This is a genomic window from Streptomyces sp. NPDC002232 (genome assembly GCF_042890295.1).
GTDB lineage: Bacteria > Actinomycetota > Actinomycetes > Streptomycetales > Streptomycetaceae > Streptomyces.
Window position 1 is genome coordinate 336808 of record NZ_JBIARV010000006.1, and the last position, 22879, is coordinate 359686.

Here is a 22879-nt window from a genome sequence, read left to right on the forward strand (position 1 = left end):
CGCCATGCGGACCCTGAAGATCGTCGCCGTCTCCGCCGGGCTGAGCGCACCCTCGTCCACCCGGCTGCTCGCCGACCGGCTGCTCCAGGCGGCCCGGTACCGGCTGGCCGAGCAGGAGTACGCCGTCGACGTCCAGGTCGTCGAACTGCGCGACCTGGCCGTCGACATCGCGAAGAACCTCGTCACCGGCTTCCCGTCGGACGCGCTCCAAGAGGCCGTCGACGCGGTGACGGGCGCGGACGGCGTCATCGCCGTCACCCCCGTCTTCACGGCCTCCTACAGCGGTCTCTTCAAGTCCTTCTTCGACCTGATCGACCCGGCCGCGCTGACCGGCACCCCGGTCCTGATCGGCGCGACCGGCGGCACCGCCCGCCACTCGCTCGTCCTCGACCACGCCCTGCGGCCGCTCTTCGCCTACCTGCGGGCCCTCGTCGTCCCCACCGCGGTCTACGCGGCCTCGGAGGACTGGGGCTCGGGCGGCGACGCGTACACCGACGGGCTGCCGGCCCGGATCACCCGCGCGGGCCAGGAGTTCGCGGACACGGTCGCGGCGCGGCCCGCCCGCCGGGAGGACGAGGAGGAGATCGTCCCGTTCGAGAAGCAGTTGGCCGACCTTCGCTTGGATTGATCGCCTTTGTTACGTTGTGAGGGAGCCCCGGGAGGCCTCGGGCCCCTCGGGTTCCCGACAGCGAAACGGAGGTCGGCGATGGCCGGCGGCAGGATCGTGGTGGGCGTGGACGGATCGGAACCGGCCCTGAAGGCGCTGAAGTGGGCCGCCGCGCAGGCGGCCCTCACCGGGGACACCCTGGAGGCGGTGATCAGCTGGGAGTACCCGGCGGTCTGGGCGAGCGTGATGCCGGGCGTCCCGCTCCAGTTCGACCCCGAGCAGCTCGCCGGGCAGATCCTCGACCAGGCGCTGGACGCCACCCTCACCCCGGAGCAGGCCGCCGGCGCCACCCGTACGGTGGTCGGCGGCAACGCCGCGCAGGCCCTCGTCGACGCGGCGTCCGGCGCGGAGCTGCTGGTCGTCGGCGACCGCGGGTACAGCGGCTTCAAGGCGGCGGTCCTCGGCTCGGTCTCCTCCCACGTCACCCAGCACGCGCCGTGCCCGGTCGTCGTCGTGCGGGGCGGAACGGGGAGCGACGGGACGGATCCCGGCGCATGATGCCCCCATGGACATCAAGCTCGAACTGATCGGCGTGCCCGTCACCGACATCGACCGGGCCAAGGCCTTCTACGAGAAGGTCGGCTTCCACGCCGACCACGACATCACCGTCAGCGAGGAGATCCGCTTCGTCCAGCTCACACCGCCCGGCTCCGCCTGCTCCATCGCCCTGGGCAAGGGCATCACGGAGATGGTGCCGGGCTCGCTGGACAACATGCAGGTGGTGGTGACCGACATCGAGGCGGCGCACGCGGATCTGCGCGGCCGGGGGATCGAGGTCACGGAGATCGACGACCAGCCGTGGGGGTCGTTCGTCTACTTCCACGACCCGGACGGCAACCGCTGGTCGATCCAGCAGACGACCCCCCGCACCTGACTCGTTGTGGGCCGCGCCCCGCCGTTGTGGGCGGCGCGCCCGGCCCGCTGCGGGCAGGCGCCCCCGCCGCCCCCGTTGTGGGCAGGCGTTCCGCAAGGGGCGGAACGGGTGGGCACAACGGACCAGCGCCCTGCCGGCGCCAGAGGCCGTAGCGCCTGAACCCGCACCACCAGGTGCAGCACCCGGTGGTGCGGGCCAGGGCGCGGAGCGCGAAGGCGCCGCGAGAGGGCGCCGTCCCGTGTGCCCACCCGTCCCGCCCTGCGGGACGATTGCCCACACGGGCTTCGGGCGACGGGGCCACACGCGCGCGGGCACACGGGGTCGCGGGGCGAAGGCCCCCACGAGGGCGGGGCCGCGGCCCACACGGGCGCGAGGCGAAGGCCCGCACAGCGGCGCGGGCACGCGGGGGCCCGGGGCGCGGGCCCCCGCGGGCGCGGGCCCCCGCGGGCGCGGGCGCTGCGCGCGCGTCACCAAGCCGCCGCACGCCCCCGGCCGTCCTCGTGCGTGTAGAAGAGATAGAACGCCGCACCCCCCGACACCGCCCCACTCATCAGCCCCAGACCGCTCGACGAGAGCACGCTCGCCCCGGTGAGGCTGTACAGGAACCCGACCGAGATGCCCACCAGCGCCCCCCACGCCGCGCCGCGCAACTCGCGCGGGAGGGCGTGTCCGTAGTGCCGGAGGGCCCAGATCGCGACGGTGAGGACGACGGCCGAGATGAGGCCGACCCAGAGCTGCCCCAGACCCCAGGGGCCGCCCTCGCGCGCGTTGGTCGCGGTGTAGAGGCCGTACAGGATTCCGATCGTGACCGGGGCTCCCCAGCCATTCAAGCTGATCCGGCGCCCGGTGGGCGCCGCTGCGTGTGCGGCCATGGCAGGAGCTCCTCGTCTCTCGCCCCCCTGGTTGGCGGTCCCGCACCCTCCAGGGCACACCCGCGCCGGACGCCCCGCAAGTGGATCAGGCGGCGGGCCGTGCGGCGACGGCGTCGATCTCGAAGAGCATGCCCGGCAGCGCGAGCGCCGCGACGCCGCTGAGGGTCTGCGCGGGCAGCCGCTCGCCGAAGTGGGCGTGGAGGGCCTTGCCGAGGACCTCCAGCTTGGCGAGGTCGTGGTCGACGATGTAGGTGCCGAGACGGACGACGTGTTCGAGGCCGAGGCCGACGCCTTCGAGGGCGTGCCGCAGGTGCGTGAGGGAGAGCTCGACCTGGGCGGTGAAGTCGCCGGGGACGGGCGCTCCGGCCGGGTCGGAGGCGTACTGGCCGCCGATGAAGACGAGCTCGCCGGGGGCGGAGACGGCGTGGCTGTATCCGAAGGGGGTGGGGTCGTGGAGCGTGGCGGGGTTGGTGATGACGCGCTGGTCGGTCATGGGGACGTTCCTTCCGATGGGTACGGGGGAGCCATGAAGTGGATGTGCGAGGTCCGGAATCACTGAGGCGGCGCCACCGGACGGGGCCCGGCCAGGAACCGCGGGGACCGGCGAGGAAGCAGGCCCCGGCCGCCCGCCGCCGGTCACGTGCCCGTGAACCAGCTCCGCAGCCGGTCCGGCGCCGTCGGGGCCTGGAGTTCGGCCCGTCGGCGGACGTCGTCCAGGGTCTGCGCGGCCAGTTCGCGCCGCCAGGCCAGTTCGGCCCGGCCCATGGCGCCGGCGACGGCGCACTCGGCCGCGTAGGCCCGCGGGGGTCCCGCGCCGGGTCCCTGCTGCCGGATCTCGGTGCAGCGGAAGGCCTCCTCGGGGCCCTCGATCGCGGTGTAGACGTCCATGAGGGTGATCCGGTCCAGGCCGCGTGCCAGGCGGAAGCCGCCCTTGGGGCCGGAGACGGAGGTGACGATCCCGGCCCGTGCGAGCGCCTGGAGCTGCTTGTTGAGGTAGGCGGCGGGCAGGTCGTGGTAGGCGGCGAGGCGGGCCGCGGTGACCGCCCGCTCGGGTCCGATCCAGGCCAGGTTCAGGCAGCTGTGCAGCGCCCACTCCACGCCCTCACTCATCTTCATGATCCTGGATGTTATGTATCCAGGATCATGAAGATCAAGGGATTTACCCCTCGGCCTCCCCCGGCCCGGAGTCCGCCACCGACGCCAGCCGGGCCAGCGCCTCGTCCAGGACCGCGAGGGGCGGCGACGCCAGGCCCAGCCTGATGGCGTCGGGGGCCGTGCCGGAGCCCACCGCGAAGGCGCTGCCCGGGGTGACCGCCACGCCCGCGCGCGCGGCGGCCGCCGCCGTGAACGTCTCCGCGCGCCAGGGCGAGGGCAGCTCCCACCAGCAGTAGTACGCGTGCGGGGAGGTCCGCAGCGCGTGTCCCGCGAGCCGGCGCCGGACCAGGGCGTGCCGCGCCCCGGTGTCCGCCCGTTTCGCGGCGACGGCCCCGGCGACCGTGCCGTCCCCGGTCCAGCGGGTGGCGGCGGCGAGTGCGAGCCCGCCCGCGGTCCAGGCGCCGGAGCGCAGGGCGTCGGCCGCCGCCGTACGGAACCTCCCGGGCGTCACGAGGTAGCCGACGGTCAGACCGGGGGCGAGCCGCTTGGAGAGGCTGTCGACCAGGAGGACCCGCTCGGGCGCGTGCGCGGCGAGCGGCGCGGGCGCGTCGGGCAGCAGGAAGGCCCAGGTGGTGTCCTCGACGGCCGTCAGGTCCAGGCGGCGCAGCAGCGCGGCGAGTTCGGCCCGGCGGCCCTCCCCGGCGGTCGTGGAGAGCGGATTGTGCAGGGTCGGCTGGAGGTAGACGGCGGCGAGCGGCGCGGTCCGGTGGGCGGCCGCGAGCGCCTCGGGCCGTACGCCCTCCGCGTCGAGGGCGAGCGGGACGAGCCGGATGCCGAGGCGTTCCGCGACGGCTTTGACCAGCGGGTACGTGAGTGCTTCGACGCCGAGGCGGCCGCCGGGCGGCACGAGGGCGGACAGCGCGGCGGCGATGGCCTGGCGGCCGTTCCCCGCGAAGAGGACGGCGTCGGGGTCCGGCGCCCAGCCGGGCCGGGCCAGGACGGCCGAGGCCGCGTCCCTCGCCTCGGCCGTGCCGGTCGCGGGCGCCGGCCGGGAGACGGCCTCGGCGAGCACGTCGGGCCGGGCGAGCGCCGCGAGCGCCCGGGCCATCAGCTCCGGCTGGCCCTCGGCCGACGGGTAGTTGAGCTGGAGGTCGACGGGCGCGGCGCCGGTCGCCTCGGCGAGCGCGGGCCCGGGCAGCGGGGGCGCGGCCCGGACGAAGGTGCCGCGCCCGACCTCGCCGACGACCAGGCCGCGGCGGGCCAGCTCCCCGTAGACCCGGATGGCCGTCGAGTTCGCGATCCCGTGGCGGCGGGCGAAGACCCGCTGCGGCGGCATCCGGTCTCCGGGCCGCAGCCGCCCGTCCCGTACGGCCGCCTCGACCCGGTCCGCGATCCTGCGGTACTCGTCCACCGGAGACCTCCCCGACCTCATTGCACCGAGAGCAAAGATCTTATTGCACCGAGGAGTCGCGGCTGCCTAGCCTGCCGTCATGCCCGTCGCCGAAACCCTCGCCACCAGCACCTTCTACGAGGACCGGGGCACCGGCCCCGCCCTCCTCCTCGTCCACGGCCACCCCTTCGACCACACCATGTGGCAGCCGCAGATCGACCGCTTCTCCCGCACCCACCGCGTCCTGGCGCCCGACCTGCGCGGCTACGGCGCCACACCCCTGGGCGCCTCCACCGGCGCCACGGCCCTCGGCGACTTCGCCGAGGACCTCGTCGCCCTCCTGGACCACCTGGAGATCGGGGAATGCGTCCTCGCCGGGCTCTCCATGGGCGGCCAGATCGCCATGGAGCTCGTCCGCCGCCACCCCGGCCGGGTCCGGGGGCTCGTCCTCGCCGACACCTTCCCCGCCGCCGAGACCGAGGAGGGCAGGGCCGCCCGGAACGCCATGGCCGACCGGCTGCTCGCGGAGGGCATGCGGGGGTACGCCGACGAGGTCCTGGACCGGATGGTCGCCCCGTACAACGCGCACGCCGCACCGCACGTCCACCGCATGATGCGCGCCACCGACCCGGCCGCCGCGGCCGCCGCCCTGCGCGGCCGGGCCGAGCGCCCCGACTACCGCGCGACGCTCGCCGCCCTCGCGGTCCCCGCGCTCGTCGTGGTCGGCCGGGACGACACGTACACCCCCGTCGCGGACGCGGAGGAGATGCACGCCCTGCTCGACCGCTCCACGCTCACCGTGATCGAACGGGCCGCGCACCTGCCCAACCTGGAACGGCCCGAGGAGTTCGACGCGGCCCTCGACGCCTTCCTGCGCTCACTCGTCCGGCCCAGCTGAAGGTTCGGAAACGTACGAACGCTCCGACGATGGGGCCATGAGCCAGAACAGCGCACCTCCCAGGCCGGACAGCTCCGCGGGCGCATGGGCCGCGGGAGGCACCCTCTTCGCCGGTGTCCTCATGCTGGTCACCGGCTTCATGGACATCTTCCAGGGCATCGCCGGCATCGCCGAGGACGACGTCTACACCCGCGTCGGCGACTACGTCTTCAAGTTCAACCTCACCGCCTGGGGCTGGATCCACCTGATCCTCGGCGTCGTCGTCGCCATCGCCGGTTTCGGGATCCTCAAGGGCGCCGAGTGGGGCCGGGTCGCCGGCATCTGCCTGGCCTCGCTCAACCTGCTCTTCCAGTTCCTCTTCCTCCCCTACCAGCCGTGGTGGGCGCTCTTCTCCATGGCCGTGTCGATCTTCGTGATCTGGGCACTGGCCACGGACGACGCCCGCGGCGCGCGCGAGAAGTACTGAGGAGCGGCCGGATGAGACGCCGTACGACGGGCCTCGCGCTCGCCTCCACCGCCCTGCTCCTCGCCCTGACCGGCTGCGACGCCGCGTCGGACAAGGCCGGCGACATCGTCTCCTCCGCCACGGCGGCCGTCGCCTCGGCCGCCGAGGAGAAGATGAACGAGGTCAAGGACGGGGTGAACGCCGGCGGAGACGTCAGCGCGGGCCCCACCAGCGCCGACGGGGACCGCACGGTCGCCACGATCACGGCGACCAACCCCAAGGACAAGAAGGCCGACTACACGGTCATGGTCAACTTCCGTGACGCGGACGGCAATCTGCTCGACTCCGTCGTCCTCAGCATCGACGGGGTCGAGCCGGGGAAGTCCAAGACCGGTACGGCACGCAGCAACCGGACCCTCTCGGGCACCCCGAAGGCGGAGATCGGGCAGGCCCTGCGCCACTGAGGCCCGTGGACGCACCACCGCTCCCCAGGCGCCGCCTCGGCGCCTGGGCCGCGCGGCTGCTCCTCACCGTGTCCGCGGTCGCCACCGGCTGCCGCCTGCTGGAAACACCGGCCACCGGGCCGCCCTCGCCGATCTCGACCTGCGCGCCGGGCGCCGATCCGCCACGCTGGAAGGCATGGACAACGAGGAGATCCTGGACGACATCGGCGCCCTCGTCGAGGAGGAGCGCGCCCTGCGCGAGCGCGCGGGCACCGGCGGCCTCCAGCCCGAGGAGCGCACCCGCCTCGCCGACCTCGAAGTACGGCTCGACCAGTGCTGGGACCTGCTGCGGCAGCGGCGGGCGAAGGCGGAGTTCGGAGAGAACCCGGACGAGGCGTCCCTCCGCCCACCGTCGGAGGTCGAGTCCTACCGCAACTGACCCCGCCGGCCCGTTGCGGGCGGCGCCCCCGCCCGTTGCGGGCCCGCGCCCGCCGCGCTGTGGGCGGCGCCCCCACCGCCCCCGTTGTGGGCCCGCGCCCGCCATTGTGGGCCCACGGCCCGCCCGTTGTGGGCAGGCGTTCCGCAAGGGGCGGAACGGGTGGGCACAACGGACCCGCGCCCTGCCGGCGCCAGAGGCTCCCGCGCCCCGACCCGCACCACCGGTGACGGCACCCGGGCGGTGCGGGTCCAGGCACAGGAGGCGGAGGCGCCGCGAAGGGCGCCGTCCCGTGTGCCCACCCGTCCCGCCCCAGCGGGACGATTGCCCACACGGGCAGCGGGCGACGGGCCCCACGACGGGTGCGGGGCGGCGGCCCACCCGGGCGCGGGCGCACGCGCGCGCGGGGCGAAGGCCCAGACGCGCAGCCGAGGCACCCACCGGACGCGGCCGCGTGCCCCGCGCGTCGTACGTTGGGCGCATGGCACGTCCCGCAGGACCCGTCCGGATCACCCCGCCCGCCTGGCTGACCGCAGGTCTCAGGCCCGCGCCCACCCCCATCCCCTGGGCCGCCGTGGTCCGCGCGGCCATCGCGCTCTCCGTGCCCCTCGCCGTCGGGCTCGCCGTCGACCGGCCCGCGTACGGCGCGCTCGTCTCGATGGGGGCGCTCTCCGGCGTCATCGGCGACACCGCCGACGCGTACCGGATGCGGGTCTACAACATCGCCCTGCCACAGCTGTTCGGCGCCGTCGGCGTCACCCTCGGGACCCTCGTCTTCGGGCAGGGCTGGCTCGCGGTCGCCGCGCTCACCCTCGTCGCCCTGGTCTCCGGGATGATCTCCTCGATCGGCGCGGTCGCCTCCGTGTCGGGCCTGCTCCTGCTGCTCAACGCGGTCGTCGGGGCCGGTCTGCCCATGCCCGACCCGTGGTGGACGGCGCCCGTGCTCCTCACCCTCGGCGGGCTGTTCGTCCTCGCGCTCACCCTCCTCGGCTGGCCGATGCGCCGCGCCGTGCCCGAACGGGAGGCCGTCGCGGCGACCTACCGGACCGTCGCCGAGCTCTACGAGGCCACCGGCACCGGCGCGTACGAGGAGAAACGGCAGGCCGTCACCGCCTCCCTCAACCAGTCGTACGACCTGGTCCTCGCCCGCCGCGCCCGCCAGCACGGCCGCGCGCCCTCCCTGGTCCGCGTCCTGGCCCAGCTGAACGTCGTCATCCCGCTCGTCGAGGCCGCGCCCGCCGCCCATCTGCGGGCCAGGCTCGTCGGCCCGCTGTCCCCGGCGATCCCGGCGGCCGTGCGGGACCTCGCGGACGCCGTCGCCGAGGGCCGCACCGGCGACCCCGAACCGGACCTGCCCGAGCCCGAACGGCCCGCCGAGAAGGCCGTGGACCACGCCCTGCGGCACGCCGCCGCCGTCGTCCACGCCTCCGACCCCGACCCGTACAACGTCGACGACCGGCTCGGCCGGCCCGCCGCGCTGCGGGTCCGCGTCCGCCGCGTCACCCGCGCGGTCCTCTTCTCCGAGGCCTCCTGGCGGTACGGCCTGCGGCTGGCGCTCTGCATCGGCCTGGCCCAGGCCCTGGTGTCGCTGATCGCCGTACCCCGCTCGTACTGGGTCGCGCTCACCGTCACGTTCGTGATGAAGCCCGACTTCGGCTCGGTGTTCTCCCGGGCCGTGCTCCGCGCCGCCGGAACCGCCGCCGGGCTCGTCCTCGCCGCGCTCGTGCTGTCCCAGGTGCCGCGCGGCTGGTGGGACGTGCCGGTGACGGCCGTCCTCGCGGCCCTGATCCCCGCCTTCTCCGCGAAGGGGTACGCCTTCCAGACCGCGGCCATCACACCGGTGATCCTGCTGCTCTCCGACGCCCTCAACCACCAGGGCTTCGACCTCGTCCTGCCCCGCCTCTACGACTCGCTCATCGGCTGCGCCATCGCCCTGGTCGCCGGCTATCTGCTCTGGCCCGAGTCCTGGCACGCCCGGATCGGGGACCGGCTCGCGGACGCGGTCGCCGACTCCGCCGCCTACGTGGAGCGGGCGTTCGGCGCGCGGGAGGACCACGGCGCCCGGCTGCGGGCCCGGCGCACGCTCTACCGCGACCTTTCGACCGTCCGCTCCGAGTTCCAGCGCGCCCTGACCGAACCCCCGCCGACCGGCACCCGCGCCGCCGCCTGGTGGCCGCTCGTCGTCGCCGTGGAACGGATCGTGGACGCGACGACCGCGGCCCGGATCCGGGTCGACCACGGCGCCCCCGCGCCCGATCCGGCCGAGGTCGACGCCGTGCGGCGGGAGTTGCGGGAGCTCGCGGACGGGCTGCGCGCGAGCGCCACCCTCGTCGAGGTGCGCGCGGAGCTGCCCGGCGACGAGAACGGAGTCCTGGCGCCGCTCCGTCAGGAGGTCGCCGCGGCCCGCGCCATCGCCGGTCCCGACCTGCGGTAAACCTCCCTCCGGGGGCGTACGGGAGGACTTACCGGCGGTCACGGAACGGAACCTTCCCCGCCGCCGTTACCGGAAGCCACCCGGGCGACTACGATGCGCTCGATTCACCGTGATCCGCGCCCGCCGCCGTCCGCAACCGGCCCGGCGGACGCGCCACTTCGCCCTGCCTCCCCGACCCCGCCCCGAGCCCCGCCCTCGGCCCCCGCTCCCCTCCCCGGCCCACCGCACCGCGTCACCGCACCGCAACGCACCCCCGTAGCACCGCACCACACCCCCCTCAGCCCCCCGCGTCCTCGAGGACCCGCCATGCGCACCACCACGAACAGAGGGCTCCAGCCCAACGTCCTCGGCACCTTCGACACGATCGTGATGGCCGTCGCCGGCAGCGCCCCCGCCTATTCGCTGGCCGCGACCACCGCCGTCCTCTTCGGCGCGGTCGGCCTCGCCGGACCCGCCGCCCTGCTCTACTGCGCGATACCGATGCTCGGCATCGTCCTCGCGTACGCCCGCCTCGGCCGCATCGACGTCAACGCCGGCGCCGGATACTCCTGGGTGGGCCGCACCCTCCACCCCTTCCTCGGCTTCCTCTCCGGCTGGGCGCTCGTCTTCGCCGCCACCGTTTTCATGGTGGCCGGTTCACTGCCCGCCGGCTCCCTCACGCTCTCCCTGATCGACCCCGACCTCGCCGCGCGCACCCCGCTCGCGGCCGCCGTCGGCGCCGGCTGGTTCCTGATGATGCTGCTCGTCGTCCTGGGCGGCGCCCGCCTCACCGTGCGCGCGCAACTCGTGATGTCCGGCATCGAGATGCTCATCCTGCTCGGCTTCGTCCTGGCCGCCGTCGCGCACCGGGGCCGCGCCACCGCCTTCGACTGGTCCTGGTTCGCGCTCGACCGCTTCGACGGGCCGGAGGGCTTCGCCGCCGGGGCGCTGATCGCCGCGTTCTACTACTGGGGCTGGGACGTCACCAGCAACCTCAGCGAGGAGACCCGCGACAGCCGCCGCACGGCGGGCCTCGCCGCGCTCGTCGGCGTCGGCTTCGTCTTCCTCCTCTTCGAGGCCTTCACCGTCGCCGTCAACGTCCTGCTGAGCGCCGAGGAGATCCGCGCCGCGGGGCCGAACGTCCTCGCCGTCCTCGGTCAGGAGATCTGGCCCGGCGTCGGCGGCAAACTGCTCGTCGTGGCCGTCGTCCTGTCCACCGTCGCCACCCTGGAGACCACCCTCCTCCAGGTCACCCGCTCCCTCTTCGCGATGGGCCGCGACCGGACCCTGCCCGCCGCGCTCGGCCTCGTGCACCGCCGCTGGAACACCCCCTGGGTCGCGATCGCCACCGTCGGCGGCGCCGCCCTCGTCATGTTCTGCGCGGCCGCGGCCGCCGACTCCGTGCAGCAGCTGATCAGCGACGCCGTCTCCGCCATCGGCCTCCAGATCGCCTTCTACTACGGCCTCGCGGGCATCGCCGCCGTCGTCGCGTACAAGGCGGTCCTCTTCCGCTCCGTGCGGAACCTGCTCCTGGGGGGCCTCTGGCCGCTCCTCGGCTCCGCGTTCATGCTGTGGGCCTTCGTCGAGTCGCTCAGCGTCCTCTCCACGACCGCCGTCACCATCGGCCTGGGCGGACTGCTCCTGGGCGTGATCCCGCTGGTCGTGTACTGGCGCCGGGGCAGCGACTACTACCGCCCCGCCCGCCTGGACGCGGTCCGCGCGCTGGCGGCGGCGGAGGGCTCGGCCCCGGCCACCCGCAGCACCGGAGCCCGCGACAAGAACTACGCGACGGACTTCTGACCCCCCTTCCGCACCGAGCGACTTCTGACGGCAGCCGAACCCGAAGGAGGCCCCCGATGGCCGTACGCCGCCGCTCCGCGCGCCCGGCACGTCCCGAGCGCTTCGCGCCCGACTTCGACCCGGACTTCGGGGACCGGGCGCTGACCGAGGCGCGCCACGACATCGTGATCGGCCGCTGGCAGGGCGTGCGGGACCTGCTCGCCGCCACCGGCACGGACTGGGCGCGCCGCACCCACCGGCTGCGGCTCCTGTCGCACGCCGCCGCCGGCAGCTCCACGGTCGAGACCTGGCGGGCCGCCGAGCCCGGCAATCCCGACGCCGCCGTGCTGCGGGCCGCGACCGAGGTCGTACGGGTCTTCGACGCGGCCATCGCGGCCGGCCGGGGCGCCACGCTCGACCGGGGCCGGATCGACTCCGCCGTTGACGCCTGCCGGGGCGCCGCCGAGGCGGCTCCGGCCGACCCGATGCCGTGGGTGTCGCTGCTCTCGGTGGCGCGGCTCTACGAGGGCGGGGTGCCGCGCCGTGAACTGCGGCACTGGTTCGACGAGCTGAGGCGCCGCGACCCGTACAACACCGAGGGCCACATCCAGGTGCTGCGCTACTGGTCGGCGCGGTGGCACGGCACGCACGGCAGCATGTACGACTTCGCGCGCGACGCGGCGGGCGTGGCACCTCCCGGCTCCCCGCTGCCGGTCCTGGTGCAGGTGGCGCGGGTCGAGGAGTACCGGTACATCGCGGACGGCGCGCTCGGCCGGGGCCCGGTGCGCGGCTTCGACCAGCACTGGAAGCACGAGCTGGCGGTGACCGAGCTGCGCCGGACGCACGCGCGGTGGATCGGCGGGCGGGACCCGGGGCGGCCGGTGGCGCCCGAGGAGGTCGGCGACCTGAACTTCCTCGCGCACGCCGCCTGCTACGCGGGCCAGGTGGAGCTGGCCCGCGAGCTGATGGGGCTGCTCGGCGCGCGGGCGGCGTGGGTGCCGTGGGCGTACACGGGCGACCCCGAGGAGCAGTTCACCCGGTTCGCGGAGGGCCTGGGAGCGGGGTGACCCCGCTCCCGGGCCCCGTGGGGCGTCAGACTCCGATGTCGCCGCCGTCCGTGCGCCACACGGCGACGACCGACGGGCGGACGATCTTCCCGGGCCCGTCGGGCCAGACGGAGGCGGGCTTCTCGACGGAGGCGCCGTCGACCTCGCCCGGGTGCTGCACGGCGACCAGGACGCGGCGGTCCTGGACGAGCGGGCCGCAGGTCTCGGCGCCGGTCGGCACGGTCAGGAACTGCTTGAGCTCACCGCGCCGCTCGCCCCGGGTGGCGACGCCGAACAGGCCGTCGTGCGAACCGAGCTGGTTGCCGTCGGTGGAGATCCACAGGTTGCCGTGCGGGTCGAAGGCGACGTTGTCCGGGCAGGAGATCGGGGAGACCTTCTCCTTGGGGAAGCCGGCGAAGTACGTGGCCGGGTCGTTCGGGTCGCCGGCGACGAGGAACAGGCGCCAGGCGAAGCCGTCGGCGGACGGGTCGTCCCAGTGCTCGGCGAGCTCCAGGATCTGCCCGTGCTTGTTGAGGTTGCGCGGGTTGGCCTCGTCGGCGGGCGCCTTGCCGGCCTTGCCCCGGTCGGTGTTGTTGGTGAGCGCGACGTAGACGCGGCCGCTGCGCGGCGACGGCTCGACGTCCTCGGGCCGGTCCATCTTGGTGGCGCCGACCTTGTCACCGGCGAGCCGGGTGAAGACGTACACCTCCTCGGCGGTCATGCCGGGGACGTGCGAGACGGCGCCGTCGGGGCCGGCCGTGGCGAGCGGGATCCACACGCCGGTGCCGTCGAACTCGCCGTCGTTCGGGAGCTTGCCGGTGCCGTCGATCTCGGCGGCCGGCGAGTCGCCGGTCAGCCGGGCGACGTACAGGGTGCCCTCGTCGAGCAGCGTGAGGTTGTGCTCGTGGGCGGCCCGCGAGTGTCCCTTCTTCATCCGCTTGCTCGACACGAACTTGTAGAAGTAGTCGAACCGCTCGTCGTCACCCATGTAGACGGCCGGGCGGCCGTCCTCGGTGAGGCGCGGCTGCGCGGCCTCGTGCTTGAAGCGGCCGAGCGCGGTGCGCTTGCGGGGCGTCGACTCCGGGTCGTACGGGTCGAGCTCGACGACCCAGCCGAAGCGGTGCACCTCGTTGGGCTCCTGCTTGAGGTCGAAGCGCCGGTCGAAGCGCTCCCACTTCCGCTCGGTGGCCCCGGTGCCGACGCCGTACCGCTTGTCGGTGGCGCTGGAACCGTTGGCGAAGTACTGGTTGAAGTTCTCCTCGCCGTGGAGGGTGGTGCCCCACGGGGTGGTGCCGCCGGCGCAGTTGTTGAGCGTGCCGAGGACCGTGCGGCCCGTCGGGTCGGCGGAGGTCTTCAGCAGGGCGCTGCCGGCGGCCGGGCCGGTGACCCGGAACTCGCTGGTGGTGTGCAGGCGCCGGTTGAGGCGGTGGCGGGTGACGGGCGTGAGGCGGCCGGTCCGGTGCTCCTCCTGGACCACGACGACGGAGAGGCCGTGCGCGGCCCAGGCGACCTCGACCTGCTCGCGGGTCGGGTTGGCGGGGTCGTACCCGCGGAACATGAGCACTTCGTCGGTGTACTCGTGGTTCGCGACGAGGACCTGACGGTCGTGCTCCTCGCGCAGCGGCAGCAGGGACAGGAAGTCGTTGTTGTAGCCGAACTGCCCGGCCTGCGCCTTCGCGGTCTGCTTCTCGGAGTCGAAGGCGGGCGCGCCGCGGAGGATCGGCTCGCCCCAGCGGATGACCACGTTCTGTGCGTATCCGGCGGGGACGGTGACCCGGTCGTCGTTGTTGGGCGCGACGGGCGCGAAGCGGAGGCCGCGGGCGCCGTCGGCGGGCTGCGGCTTGTGCCGGTGGTTCGGCTGCGCCTGGGCGAGGGGCACGTTGCCGAGGACGACGGCGCCACCGGCGGCGGAGGCGACGGTCACGACGGCGGCGGCGCGGAGGGCGGAACGGCGCGAGAGGACACCGGCTATGACGTCGCCGACGTACGCGTTGTCGCTGGTGTTGGGCACCTCGTGGAAGCAGGCGTCACCGCACCGGTACCGGCAGGTGAGAGCGGAACGGCCGCCTCCGTGGGGGTTCGTGCTCAGCAGCGGCAGCAGTTTGCGCACTTCGTCCTCCTCCGGCGCACGACTGCGCCGACATGGTGTCGGATTCCTTCGGCGGCGACGCTATGTGCACACATCTGCACAGGGACGGCAGCGGAATGAACGCCGCATGAATGCACGGCAACCGGGGGCGACCGGGTCACCGGAGGAGGAGGGGGCGGCCGCTAACCTTACGTGTCCGCCCTGGCCAGGGATGAACGTCCCGAAACGCCCAGTACGGACATTCACACCGCACCCCCACTCATGCGAAAGGGTTCGCCCATGGGTATTCGGAGCATGCTGCGCAAGGTGTTCGGCCGGGACCGCGAGGAATCCCCGGCAACCTCCGTCCCGCCCCAGACGCGTGAGAACCAGGAGACGACGACGACCGCCCCGGAGCCGGTCGAGGCGTCGGACCGGGTCGCGTCGGCGGAGTCCGGGACGCCGGAGCCGGCGGCGTCCCCGGCGGCCCCGGCCGCACCGGAGACGGAGGCACACCGCGCGGCGGACGACCTGGTGGCGGCGGCCTTCGACAACCCCCAGATCCCGAAGGCCCGGACGGCGGAGCCGACGGTGCCGACGGTGCCGGCCGAGGAGCCGAAGGCGTCCGAGGTGGCCGAGGCCGAGGGGACCACGGCTCCCGAGCCGGAGGCGGCGGCACCGGCCGAGGAGGCTGCGGTGGCCGAGGTGGCCCCGGTGGCCCCGGTGGCCGAGACGGCGGCGCCTGCCGAGGTGGCCGAGGAGAAGGCCGTACATGAGCCGCAGGCCACGGCGCCTGCCGACGAGCCTGCGGTGGCCGAGGAGTCCACGACTCCCGAGCCGGAGGCGGCGGCACCGGCCGAAGCGGTGGTCGTGGCCGACGCCGTCGAGGAGCCCGTCGAGGCCGCCGAGCCCGCCTCGGTGGCGACTCCCGAGGAGCCGGTCACCCCCGAGGAGCCGGAGACGGTCGCAGCGGCGGACAGCACGCCCGCGCCGGAGGCGGAGGCCGCGGCCGAGCCGCAGGCCGAGGTCACGGTCCCGGCGGAGCCGGAAGCGGTCCTCGCCGAGCCCGAGGCGCTCGTCGTCGCTGACGACGTCACCCCGGCCGAGCCGCAGATCGAGGAGCCGCAGGCCGCGCCCGCCGCCGTCGCCCCGGCTGCACCGGAAGCACCGGAAGCGCTGGCGGCACCGGAAGCGCTGGCGGCACCGGCGGCACCCACCGACCAGGCCCCGGCCGACGAGGCCCCCGCACCCGTCACCGCCGCTCCGGCCGACGAGGCCCCCGCCCCCGCCCCCGGGAAGCCCGCCCTCCCCCTCGCCGCCGTCCGGGCCGTCGCGCCGCACCTCGTGGACGCGTACAAGGCCGCCGGCGCGCAGCTCAAGAAGCAGCAGCTCACGGGGGCGCGGGCCACGGTGTACCTGGTCGTGGACCGGTCCGGTTCGATGCGCGGGTACTTCAAGGACGGTTCCGTGCAGCGGCTCGCCGAGCAGGTCACGGCGCTCGCGGCGCACCTGGACGAGACGGCCACCGTCACGACCGTGTTCTTCTCGACGGACATCGACGGCACCGTCGACCTGACCCCGGCCGGTCTCACCCCCACCCGCGTGGAGGCGATCAACGGCACCCTGGGCCGCCTGGGCCGCACCAACTACCACCGTGCCGTGGAAGAGGTCCTGGCCCACCACGAGAAGAACGACCCGGCCCGCCCGGCGCTCGTCGTCTTCCAGACGGACGGCGCCCCGGAGTCGAGGGCGGCCGCCGTGCAGGCGCTCGCCGAGGCCGCCGACCGTCCGTTGCAGTGGCGGTTCGTGGCCTGGGGCGAGGGGAACGGCAAGGCCTTCGACTTCCTGCGGAAGCTCGACGGCACCCCCCGCACGGCGACGTACTTCGCGGGCGTGACGCCCGTGGAGACGCCGCACGCGGCGTTCTACCGGGGCCTGCTCACCGGCCTGGAGCTCTAGCCGACGGGCCCTGCCCGACGGCTCCGGCCGGCGGGCCCCGGCCCACGGCTCCAGCCCACGGCTCAGACCGACGGGCCCCGGCCCACGGCTCCAGCCCACGGCTCAGGCCAACAACAGCGGCCGACGACTCCGGCCGACGGCTCTAGCCCGCGGCGGGGGTGGCGGTGACCGGCAGGGTCACCGTCACCACCAGCCCGCCGCCCTCCTCCGCCCCCCGCGCCACCGCGCGCACCGCACCGCCGTGCGCGACGGCGACGGACCGCACGATGGAGAGCCCGAGCCCCGCGCCGGGCCCCGTCCGGTCCCGCCCCTCCCCGCGCCGGAAGGGTTCGAAGAGCGCGTCGACGTCGCCGTCCGGGACGACGGGCCCGGTGTTGACGACGGTGAGGACCCCGGGCGGCCCGACCCGCACGCGGACCTCGCCTCCCGGCACGTTGTAGGCGACGGCGTTCGCGACGAGGTTCCGTACGAGGTGCGCGAGCAGCACCCGGCTGCCCCGTACGACACCGCCGTCGTCCGCCACGCACGCGCCCGCGTACTCCTCCGTGACGACGTCCCCGAGCCGCACGTCCTCCCGTGCGTCGAGCCCGCGCTCGCCGCGCGCGAGGAGCAGCAGTCCGTCGATGAGGCGCTCGCTGCGCCGGTTGGCGTCGAGGAGCACCTGCCGGACCTCGCAGTCCTCGTCGAGCCCGATCTGGAGCGCGGCGCGCTGGGTGGCGAGCGGGGTGCGCAGCTCGTGGGAGGCGTTCGCGATGAAGCGGCGCTGGCTGTCGAAGGCGGTCTCCAGGCGTCCGAGCAGCGCGTCGATCGTGTCGCCGAGCTCCTTGAGCTCGTCGTCGGGCCCGCGCACGTCGAGCCTCTCGTCGAGCCCGGACAGCCGGCGGGCGCGGGCCGTCATCTCGTGGACGGGCCGCAGGACGCGCCCGGCGGTCCACCAGCCCACCACGACCGCGACGCACGCGATGACGAGCAGGCTGAGGGAGGACCACATGAGCATCTGCTGCCCGGCGGCCCGGCTGACGTCGTCGCCGATCCGGTACGCCTCGACGACGGCGGCCCCGTCGGCGCGGGCCACGATCGCGTCCGCGTCGGCGTCCGTACCGGCCCTGACCAGCAGGTTCACCAAAATCAGAAGGGCGGCGCCGAGGACCAGGAAGACGCCTCCGTAGACGAGGGCGATGCGGGTGCGGATGGTGGACCCGGCGCCGAGGATCGGCTCGTCGCTCACAGCTGGTACCCCACGCCCTGGACGGTCCGGATGAGCGGGGGTTCGCCGAGCTTGGCCCGCAGCTTGCTCAGGCAGACGCGTACGGCCCCGGTGAAGGGGTCGGCGTGGGCGTCCCAGGCGCGTTCGAGGAGCTCCTCGGCGGAGACGGCGGCGCCGTCGGCCTCCAGGAGGAGCTGGAGGACGGAGAACTCCTTGGGGGAGAGGTCGAGGTCCCGTCCGTCGCGGGCGGCGGTGCGGCGGACGGTGTCCATGACGAGGCCGTCGCGGGCGAGGAGCGGCGGCAGGGCGGGGCGGGCGGAGCGCCGCCGGAGGGCCCGGACGCGGGAGACGAGCTCGGGGAAGTCGAAGGGCTTGCCGAGGTAGTCGTCGGCGCCGAGGTCGAGGCCCTCGACGCGGTCCTCGACGGCGGCGGAGGCGGTGAGCATGAGGATCCGGGTGGGGGATCCGTCGGCGAGGACCCGGCGGGCGACGTCGTCGCCGTGGACGCGGGGCAGGTCGCGGTCGAGGACGAGGACGTCGTACGCGTCCAGGGCGAGCCGCTCCAGGGCGTCGTCGCCCGCGTGGACGGTGTCGACGGCGAAGCCGGCGCGGCGGAGGCCGGTGGCGAGGAGCGCGGCGAGGTCCCGCTCGTCCTCGGCTACGAGTACACGCATGCCGTTCATCATCCACACCCCCCTGTTTATCGATGTGAGGGGATCTTCGTCGGGCCGTTAGGATTTCGACCATGGCGGCCACTGGATCCGAGAAGCAGGGGGCGAAGGCGTTCTACGTCACGACCCCCATTTACTACGTCAACGACGCTCCTCACCTGGGCCACGCCTACACGACCGTCGCAGGCGACGTGCTCACGCGCTGGCACCGTCAGCGCGGCGAGAAGGTGTGGTACCTCACCGGCACGGACGAGCACGGTCAGAAGATCATGCGCACGGCCGAGGCGAACGACGTCACGCCCCAGGCCTGGTGCGACAAGCTCGTCGAGGAGGCGTGGAAGCCCCTCTGGGAGCACCTGAACATCGCGAACGACGACTTCATCCGCACCACGCAGAAGCGTCACACCGACCGCGTGCAGGAGTTCGTGCAGGACCTGTACGACAAGGACGAGATCTACAAGGGCGGGTACGAAGGCCCGTACTGCGTGGGCTGTGAGGAGTACAAGCTCCCCGGCGACCTCATCGAGGCCGAGGACGGCACGAAGCTGTGCCCGATCCACAAGAAGCCGGTGGAGATCCTCAAGGAGGAGAACTACTTCTTCAAGCTGAGCGAGTACGGCCCGAAGCTGCTGGAGTTCTACGAGGCGAACCCGGGCTTCATCCAGCCGGAGTCGGCGCGCAACGAGGTCGTGAACTTCGTCAAGCAGGGCCTTCAGGACCTGTCGATCTCGCGCTCGACGTTCGACTGGGGCATCCCGATCCCGTGGGACGAGAAGCACGTCATCTACGTGTGGGTCGACGCGCTCCTGAACTACGCGACGGCCGTCGGCTACAACGAGAACCCGGCGAAGTTCGAGGAGACCTTCCCGGCGAACACGCACCTGGTCGGCAAGGACATCCTGCGCTTCCACGCGGTGATCTGGCCGGCGATGCTGATGGCGCAGGGTCTGCCGGTGCCGGGCCGGGTCGCGGCGAACGGCTGGCTGATGGTCGGCGGCGAGAAGATGTCGAAGTCGAACCTGACGGGCATCAAGCCGCAGGACCTGACCTCGCACTTCGGCGTGGACGCGTACCGCTGGTACTTCCTGCGGGCGATCGCGTTCGGTTCGGACGGCTCGTTCTCGTGGGAGGACTTCACCGCCCGGTACACGTCCGAGCTGGCGAACGACTACGGCAACCTGGCCTCGCGCGTGGCGGCGATGGTCGGCAAGTACTTCGGCGGCGCGCTGCCGGCGTCGGCGGCCGACGGCGACGCGGAGAAGGCGATCCACGAGGGCCTGGCGAAGGCCGTCGAGACCGCCGACGCGAAGATCGGCGAGGAGCTCGACTTCCAGGGCGGCATCCTGGCGATCTTCGACTTCGTGAAGCAGGTCAACGGCTACATCACGGAGCAGGAGCCGTGGAAGGTCGCGAAGGACGAGTCGCCGGAGGGCCAGGCCCGCCTGGCGACGATCCTCTACACGGCCGCGGAGTCGCTCCGCGCCGTCGCGGTCCTCCTGAACCCGATCATGCCGGAGACCTCGCAGGCGCTCTGGGAGTCCCTGGGCGCCGAGGAGTCCCTGGGCACCCTGGCGGCCCAGCCGGTCCAGTCCTCGGGCGAGTGGGGCCGGCTCCCCGCGGGCGCGACGGTGACGAAGGGCGCGGTGCTGTTCCCGCGCCTGGAGGACCCGAAGAAGGACTGACGCAACGGCGAAGGCCGCCGTCCCCCTCTGCGGGGGGCGGCGGCCTTTTCGCTGCCCACGGTCACCAGGTCAGGGCGAGGGCGGCGACGGCGGGCGCCATGTAGACGAGCGGGAAGGGGGCGTGGCCGTAGGCGCGGGCCCGCAGCACGGTGATCACGGCCCCGGCGAAGTAGAGGACCAGCCCGATCGCGGCGAGGGTCCCGATGACCGGCACCCAGAACCCGACGACGAGCCCGACGGCCCCGGCGGCCTTGGCGGCCCCGAGCCAGTTCCACCAGGCGCGCGGCACCCCGTACGCGGCGAGCGGCTCGACGACGAACTTCGCCCGGAAGAAGACCGAGGCCCCGGAGAACCCGGCCATGAACGCGGCGACGGCGGTGACGACGATGGCGGTGGTGGACATCCCGGCTCCTTAGGCCCTTCCGACGTCCGCCTCGACCGAGCCGGACACCGCACTGACGGAGCGGGGACGGGATGTGTGACAGCCCGCGCGAGAAAAGTCAGCGAACCCAGTTCTTCAAGGGCTCCGTGTCCAGTTCCATCCCCACCGGCTCGGGGAGGGTGACGGTCTTGCCGAAGGGCACGGTCGCGACCATCTCGTAGCGCTCTCCGTCCGGCTGGGAGTGGACCTTGACCTCGCCCGCGGTCCTGTCGATCAGCAGGTGGACGGGAATCCCCGTTTCCGCGTAGGCGTGCGGCTTCTGCACCCGGTCCCACTGCCCGGTGTCCGAGTCGCCCGACGTGACCTCGACGGTCATGAGGACGCCGTCGGGACTGGCCCACTCGCCCTGTCCGACGAAGGTGTCGCTCGGCGCGAGGCAGCCGTCCGGACGGGCGTTGCCCTTGCGGTACTTCTCGATCCTGAGCCCTTGATCGGGATAGAGCCACCAACCGGCGTCGGCCTGAAGGCACAGGCGGGTGAGCCACTCGATGATCCGCCCGTGATCACCGTCCGGCAACGCCTTCTCCCCGATCTTCCCGTTGACGAATTCAAGGCGCAGGGACTCGTCCACGCGTTCGCCCAGACGGGCCAGTTCCTCGAACCCCTCCTGAGTCAGGACGCTCACGGCAGACTCCTCCCGGATCGGTGGTGCCTTCCACGGTACGTGCTTCCCGGTCCGCTCGACGGGGGTCGTCGCTGTCGCCATGACAGGCACGCTGACATATGCCCCTGGCCTGGTATCCAGACTTTCTCGTGCTTTCACCCGCGCGGGTGACGACATTCGTACAAGACCGATCACCGGCACCCGCCGCGCCATCACTCGCATGAATGCCCACGACAGAGAGCCCGCGATCGCGGCGGACCTCGTCGGCCGACGCCTGGACACCCGCACGCCGGTCGCCCCGGAGGTCGCCTTCGCCTGGCGTCGGACGCGCACCAGCCAGGGGCGGACACGGGTCGAAGGGCTCGCGGACGAGGTCGGCTGGAGCCGGAAGCGCCTGTCGGCCCGCTTCCGGTCCCAACTCGGCATCACACCCAAACGCGCCGCGCGGCTGGTGCGGTTCGACCACGCCGCACGGCTCCTCGCGGCGGGTCACGCCGTCGCCGGCGTCGCCGCCGAGAGCGGCTACGCCGACCAGTCCCCTCTTCACCGCGAGGTCAGGTCATTCACGGGGCTCACTCCCACGGCGATCGCCACCGCACCGTGGCTGGCGATCGACGACATCGCGTGGCCGGCCTCGTCGGCCTCTCGATGACTGAGGTCGGTGTACGTCAGCTGCCGACCGCGTACGAGACGAAGCCCGCCCAGGCCCCGGGCGTCAGCGCGAGCTGGGGACCGCCGAGGTTCTTGGAGTCGCGGACGTGGACGGTGGCGGGGGTGGCGGCGACCTCGACGCAGGAGTCGCCCTCGCTGCTGCTGCTGTAGCTGCTCTTGCGCCAGGCGACCTCGATGCAGGAGTCGCCCTCGGGACCGCTGCTGTAACTGCTCTTGAACCACACCAGTTCGCCGAGGTCCCCGGCAGAGGTCTTGCGGATCATGTTTCTCCCAGCAATTGCTCGATGAGGGCCAATGACTCCCCCGGCGGGAGCGCCTGAGCCCGGATGGTGCCATACCTCAGTTCAAGGATCCTCAGTTGTTTCGGCTCGTGGGTCGGACGCCCGTTGAATGCGCCGTCAGAACGTCCCACTGCCGAGCCGTCCTCGAACTTCAACAGTTCGATCCTCCCGCTGAGACCGGGATGGGCCTCACTCTGCGTCGGCATCACCTGGAGCGCAACGCTGTTCATGCGCCCCACCTCCAGCAGGTGTTCGAGCTGTTGCCGCCACACCATTGTGCCGCCGACACGGCGTCTCAGCGTCGCCTCTTCCTGGACGAAGCTGAGCGAAGGCGCGGGGGATCGCTCGAAGACGGACAGCCGCGCCATGCGGGCGGTCACCAGCCGTTCCACCTCGTCCGGCGAGTATGCGGGCTGTCGAACCTCGAACAGAGCTCGGGCGTGATCAGGGGTCTGCAACAGGCCGTTGATACTGATGCACTCGTAGACCCCGATCTCGACCGACCGCCCCTCCAGCGTGGCCAACTCCCTTACCTTCTTCGGGTACCGGACCTTCGCCACGTCCTCCTTCATGGCCGAGAGGAGGCCGCCCGCCCCCAGGACCTCGTCCGCCTTGTCCAGGAACTCGGGGCGCGGGATCCGTTTGCCGCTCTCGATCTTGTAGATGAGGTCTTCGCCGTAGCCCGTGGCGGTCCCAATCTCGGCGGCCCGCATCCCCACCGCCTCCCTCCGCAGCCGCAACTGCCGTCCCACGGTGGCGACCACGGCCACGCCCCAGTCGTCGTCCGGGTCGACCTCCCACCCCGGCTCGTCCGCCTCGGTCTTGAGCCGCTGCGCCGCACCATCCACCGACATACCGCACCCTTCCCTCGCCGCTTCGTGGCGCGACGCCCCTACCCGTGAAGGGGGTCCGGACAGCCCGGACAGCAGTGGACA

The 22879-nt window shown here is 73.4% G+C and carries 24 protein-coding genes; 13 read left to right on the plus strand and 11 right to left on the minus strand.

What is annotated here, in order from left to right; translation table 11 throughout:
• Nucleotides 1–4: 4 nt before the first annotated feature.
• The 3 genes from ACFYXU_RS29790 to ACFYXU_RS29800 all read left to right on the plus strand — a co-directional run bounded on the left by ACFYXU_RS29790 (nucleotide 5) and on the right by ACFYXU_RS29800 (nucleotide 1541).
• A complete protein-coding gene (locus ACFYXU_RS29790) occupies nucleotides 5–628 on the plus strand; it encodes an FMN reductase (RefSeq protein ID WP_389407775.1) in 624 nt (207 codons plus the stop codon).
• Between the two features lie 78 nt (nucleotides 629–706).
• The gene (locus tag ACFYXU_RS29795; protein ID WP_389407776.1) at nucleotides 707–1165 is read left to right on the plus strand and encodes a universal stress protein; all 459 of its coding nucleotides are present in this window, start codon (nucleotides 707–709) and stop codon (nucleotides 1163–1165) included.
• A 7-nt stretch (nucleotides 1166–1172) separates the two neighbouring features.
• Nucleotides 1173–1541 (plus strand): VOC family protein, encoded by a 369-nt coding sequence (locus ACFYXU_RS29800; protein ID WP_389407777.1) that lies wholly within the window; start codon nucleotides 1173–1175, stop codon nucleotides 1539–1541.
• Between the two features lie 467 nt (nucleotides 1542–2008).
• Here the strand turns inward: ACFYXU_RS29800 and ACFYXU_RS29805 are convergent, their stop codons facing one another.
• The 4 genes from ACFYXU_RS29805 to ACFYXU_RS29820 form a co-directional block, all read right to left on the minus strand.
• Nucleotides 2009–2413, minus strand: a complete 405-nt coding sequence (locus ACFYXU_RS29805) for a hypothetical protein (RefSeq protein ID WP_389407778.1) — start codon at nucleotides 2411–2413, stop codon at nucleotides 2009–2011.
• 85 nt (nucleotides 2414–2498) lie between these two features.
• Complete coding sequence (locus ACFYXU_RS29810) at nucleotides 2499–2906, minus strand: RidA family protein (RefSeq protein ID WP_389407779.1); 408 nt, start codon at nucleotides 2904–2906, stop codon at nucleotides 2499–2501.
• A gap of 143 nt (nucleotides 2907–3049) precedes the next feature.
• Nucleotides 3050–3523 carry an RrF2 family transcriptional regulator gene (locus tag ACFYXU_RS29815; RefSeq protein ID WP_389461128.1) on the minus strand — a complete coding sequence of 158 codons (474 nt, stop codon included), beginning with the start codon at nucleotides 3521–3523 and terminating at the stop codon, nucleotides 3050–3052.
• A 49-nt stretch (nucleotides 3524–3572) separates the two neighbouring features.
• Nucleotides 3573–4919, minus strand: a complete 1347-nt coding sequence (locus ACFYXU_RS29820) for a PLP-dependent aminotransferase family protein (protein ID WP_389460822.1) — start codon at nucleotides 4917–4919, stop codon at nucleotides 3573–3575.
• A 79-nt stretch (nucleotides 4920–4998) separates the two neighbouring features.
• On the opposite strand from ACFYXU_RS29820, the gene ACFYXU_RS29825 reads away from it, so the two are divergent.
• The 7 genes from ACFYXU_RS29825 to ACFYXU_RS29855 all read left to right on the plus strand — a co-directional run bounded on the left by ACFYXU_RS29825 (nucleotide 4999) and on the right by ACFYXU_RS29855 (nucleotide 12379).
• Complete coding sequence (locus tag ACFYXU_RS29825; protein WP_376508391.1) at nucleotides 4999–5796, plus strand: alpha/beta fold hydrolase; 798 nt, start codon at nucleotides 4999–5001, stop codon at nucleotides 5794–5796.
• Between the two features lie 37 nt (nucleotides 5797–5833).
• Nucleotides 5834–6262, plus strand: coding sequence for a hypothetical protein (locus ACFYXU_RS29830; protein WP_389460825.1), 429 nt, complete (start codon nucleotides 5834–5836; stop codon nucleotides 6260–6262).
• A gap of 11 nt (nucleotides 6263–6273) precedes the next feature.
• Nucleotides 6274–6705, plus strand: coding sequence for a hypothetical protein (locus ACFYXU_RS29835; RefSeq protein WP_376508395.1), 432 nt, complete (start codon nucleotides 6274–6276; stop codon nucleotides 6703–6705).
• Between the two features lie 175 nt (nucleotides 6706–6880).
• Nucleotides 6881–7123: a DUF2630 family protein gene (locus tag ACFYXU_RS29840; RefSeq protein ID WP_329854957.1), complete on the plus strand. Its 243-nt coding sequence runs from the start codon at nucleotides 6881–6883 to the stop codon at nucleotides 7121–7123.
• A gap of 478 nt (nucleotides 7124–7601) precedes the next feature.
• On the plus strand, nucleotides 7602–9554 hold the full coding sequence (locus ACFYXU_RS29845) for an FUSC family protein (protein WP_376508399.1): 1953 nt from the start codon (nucleotides 7602–7604) through the stop codon (nucleotides 9552–9554).
• Nucleotides 9555–9860: 306 nt separating this feature from the next.
• On the plus strand, nucleotides 9861–11333 hold the full coding sequence (locus ACFYXU_RS29850; protein WP_361395580.1) for an APC family permease: 1473 nt from the start codon (nucleotides 9861–9863) through the stop codon (nucleotides 11331–11333).
• A gap of 56 nt (nucleotides 11334–11389) precedes the next feature.
• Nucleotides 11390–12379 carry a hypothetical protein gene (locus ACFYXU_RS29855; protein WP_329854960.1) on the plus strand — a complete coding sequence of 330 codons (990 nt, stop codon included), beginning with the start codon at nucleotides 11390–11392 and terminating at the stop codon, nucleotides 12377–12379.
• Between the two features lie 25 nt (nucleotides 12380–12404).
• Here ACFYXU_RS29855 and ACFYXU_RS29860 read toward each other — a convergent pair whose 3' ends face one another.
• Nucleotides 12405–14468, minus strand: a complete 2064-nt coding sequence (locus tag ACFYXU_RS29860) for a PhoX family protein (RefSeq protein ID WP_389407782.1) — start codon at nucleotides 14466–14468, stop codon at nucleotides 12405–12407.
• A gap of 258 nt (nucleotides 14469–14726) precedes the next feature.
• Here ACFYXU_RS29860 and ACFYXU_RS29865 point away from each other — a divergent pair, with 258 nt between their 5' ends.
• On the plus strand, nucleotides 14727–16385 hold the full coding sequence (locus ACFYXU_RS29865) for a VWA domain-containing protein (protein ID WP_389460828.1): 1659 nt from the start codon (nucleotides 14727–14729) through the stop codon (nucleotides 16383–16385).
• A gap of 142 nt (nucleotides 16386–16527) precedes the next feature.
• Here ACFYXU_RS29865 and ACFYXU_RS29870 read toward each other — a convergent pair whose 3' ends face one another.
• The gene (locus ACFYXU_RS29870; protein ID WP_376508405.1) at nucleotides 16528–17613 is read right to left on the minus strand and encodes a sensor histidine kinase; all 1086 of its coding nucleotides are present in this window, start codon (nucleotides 17611–17613) and stop codon (nucleotides 16528–16530) included.
• Complete coding sequence (locus ACFYXU_RS29875) at nucleotides 17610–18266, minus strand: response regulator transcription factor (RefSeq protein ID WP_376508407.1); 657 nt, start codon at nucleotides 18264–18266, stop codon at nucleotides 17610–17612. The genes ACFYXU_RS29870 and ACFYXU_RS29875 overlap by 4 nt, the downstream gene beginning before the upstream one ends.
• 71 nt (nucleotides 18267–18337) lie before the next feature.
• Between ACFYXU_RS29875 and metG the strand changes: the two genes are divergently transcribed.
• Nucleotides 18338–19945, plus strand: coding sequence for a methionine--tRNA ligase (gene metG / locus ACFYXU_RS29880; RefSeq protein WP_389407784.1), 1608 nt, complete (start codon nucleotides 18338–18340; stop codon nucleotides 19943–19945).
• A gap of 61 nt (nucleotides 19946–20006) precedes the next feature.
• Here metG and ACFYXU_RS29885 read toward each other — a convergent pair whose 3' ends face one another.
• The gene (locus ACFYXU_RS29885; protein WP_389407785.1) at nucleotides 20007–20348 is read right to left on the minus strand and encodes a DoxX family protein; all 342 of its coding nucleotides are present in this window, start codon (nucleotides 20346–20348) and stop codon (nucleotides 20007–20009) included.
• A gap of 97 nt (nucleotides 20349–20445) precedes the next feature.
• Nucleotides 20446–21012 carry a Uma2 family endonuclease gene (locus ACFYXU_RS29890; RefSeq protein ID WP_389407786.1) on the minus strand — a complete coding sequence of 189 codons (567 nt, stop codon included), beginning with the start codon at nucleotides 21010–21012 and terminating at the stop codon, nucleotides 20446–20448.
• Nucleotides 21013–21211: 199 nt separating this feature from the next.
• On the opposite strand from ACFYXU_RS29890, the gene ACFYXU_RS29895 reads away from it, so the two are divergent.
• Nucleotides 21212–21643, plus strand: a complete 432-nt coding sequence (locus ACFYXU_RS29895; protein ID WP_389460830.1) for a helix-turn-helix domain-containing protein — start codon at nucleotides 21212–21214, stop codon at nucleotides 21641–21643.
• Nucleotides 21644–21659: 16 nt separating this feature from the next.
• On the opposite strand, the gene ACFYXU_RS29900 is transcribed toward ACFYXU_RS29895, so the two are convergent.
• Both ACFYXU_RS29900 and ACFYXU_RS29905 read right to left on the minus strand, forming a co-directional pair.
• Nucleotides 21660–21926 (minus strand): DUF397 domain-containing protein, encoded by a 267-nt coding sequence (locus tag ACFYXU_RS29900; protein WP_389460832.1) that lies wholly within the window; start codon nucleotides 21924–21926, stop codon nucleotides 21660–21662.
• Nucleotides 21923–22798 carry a helix-turn-helix domain-containing protein gene (locus ACFYXU_RS29905; RefSeq protein ID WP_376508419.1) on the minus strand — a complete coding sequence of 292 codons (876 nt, stop codon included), beginning with the start codon at nucleotides 22796–22798 and terminating at the stop codon, nucleotides 21923–21925. Before ACFYXU_RS29905 ends, ACFYXU_RS29900 begins: the two co-directional genes overlap by 4 nt.
• Nucleotides 22799–22879 lie beyond the last annotated feature (81 nt).

Coding starts and splice junctions, on each gene's coding strand:
- ACFYXU_RS29790 (WP_389407775.1), top strand. CDS start 5: ATGCGGACCCTGAAGATCGTCGCCGTCTCCGCCGGGCTGAGCGCACCC.
- ACFYXU_RS29795 (WP_389407776.1), top strand. CDS start 707: ATGGCCGGCGGCAGGATCGTGGTGGGCGTGGACGGATCGGAACCGGCC.
- ACFYXU_RS29800 (WP_389407777.1), top strand. CDS start 1,173: ATGGACATCAAGCTCGAACTGATCGGCGTGCCCGTCACCGACATCGAC.
- ACFYXU_RS29805 (WP_389407778.1), bottom strand. CDS start 2,413: ATGGCCGCACACGCAGCGGCGCCCACCGGGCGCCGGATCAGCTTGAAT.
- ACFYXU_RS29810 (WP_389407779.1), bottom strand. CDS start 2,906: ATGACCGACCAGCGCGTCATCACCAACCCCGCCACGCTCCACGACCCC.
- ACFYXU_RS29815 (WP_389461128.1), bottom strand. CDS start 3,523: ATGAGTGAGGGCGTGGAGTGGGCGCTGCACAGCTGCCTGAACCTGGCC.
- ACFYXU_RS29825 (WP_376508391.1), top strand. CDS start 4,999: ATGCCCGTCGCCGAAACCCTCGCCACCAGCACCTTCTACGAGGACCGG.
- ACFYXU_RS29830 (WP_389460825.1), top strand. CDS start 5,834: ATGAGCCAGAACAGCGCACCTCCCAGGCCGGACAGCTCCGCGGGCGCA.
- ACFYXU_RS29835 (WP_376508395.1), top strand. CDS start 6,274: ATGAGACGCCGTACGACGGGCCTCGCGCTCGCCTCCACCGCCCTGCTC.
- ACFYXU_RS29840 (WP_329854957.1), top strand. CDS start 6,881: ATGGACAACGAGGAGATCCTGGACGACATCGGCGCCCTCGTCGAGGAG.
- ACFYXU_RS29845 (WP_376508399.1), top strand. CDS start 7,602: ATGGCACGTCCCGCAGGACCCGTCCGGATCACCCCGCCCGCCTGGCTG.
- ACFYXU_RS29850 (WP_361395580.1), top strand. CDS start 9,861: ATGCGCACCACCACGAACAGAGGGCTCCAGCCCAACGTCCTCGGCACC.
- ACFYXU_RS29855 (WP_329854960.1), top strand. CDS start 11,390: ATGGCCGTACGCCGCCGCTCCGCGCGCCCGGCACGTCCCGAGCGCTTC.
- ACFYXU_RS29865 (WP_389460828.1), top strand. CDS start 14,727: ATGGGTATTCGGAGCATGCTGCGCAAGGTGTTCGGCCGGGACCGCGAG.
- ACFYXU_RS29875 (WP_376508407.1), bottom strand. CDS start 18,266: ATGCGTGTACTCGTAGCCGAGGACGAGCGGGACCTCGCCGCGCTCCTC.
- metG (WP_389407784.1), top strand. CDS start 18,338: ATGGCGGCCACTGGATCCGAGAAGCAGGGGGCGAAGGCGTTCTACGTC.
- ACFYXU_RS29885 (WP_389407785.1), bottom strand. CDS start 20,348: ATGTCCACCACCGCCATCGTCGTCACCGCCGTCGCCGCGTTCATGGCC.
- ACFYXU_RS29895 (WP_389460830.1), top strand. CDS start 21,212: ATGAATGCCCACGACAGAGAGCCCGCGATCGCGGCGGACCTCGTCGGC.
- ACFYXU_RS29900 (WP_389460832.1), bottom strand. CDS start 21,926: ATGATCCGCAAGACCTCTGCCGGGGACCTCGGCGAACTGGTGTGGTTC.
- ACFYXU_RS29905 (WP_376508419.1), bottom strand. CDS start 22,798: ATGTCGGTGGATGGTGCGGCGCAGCGGCTCAAGACCGAGGCGGACGAG.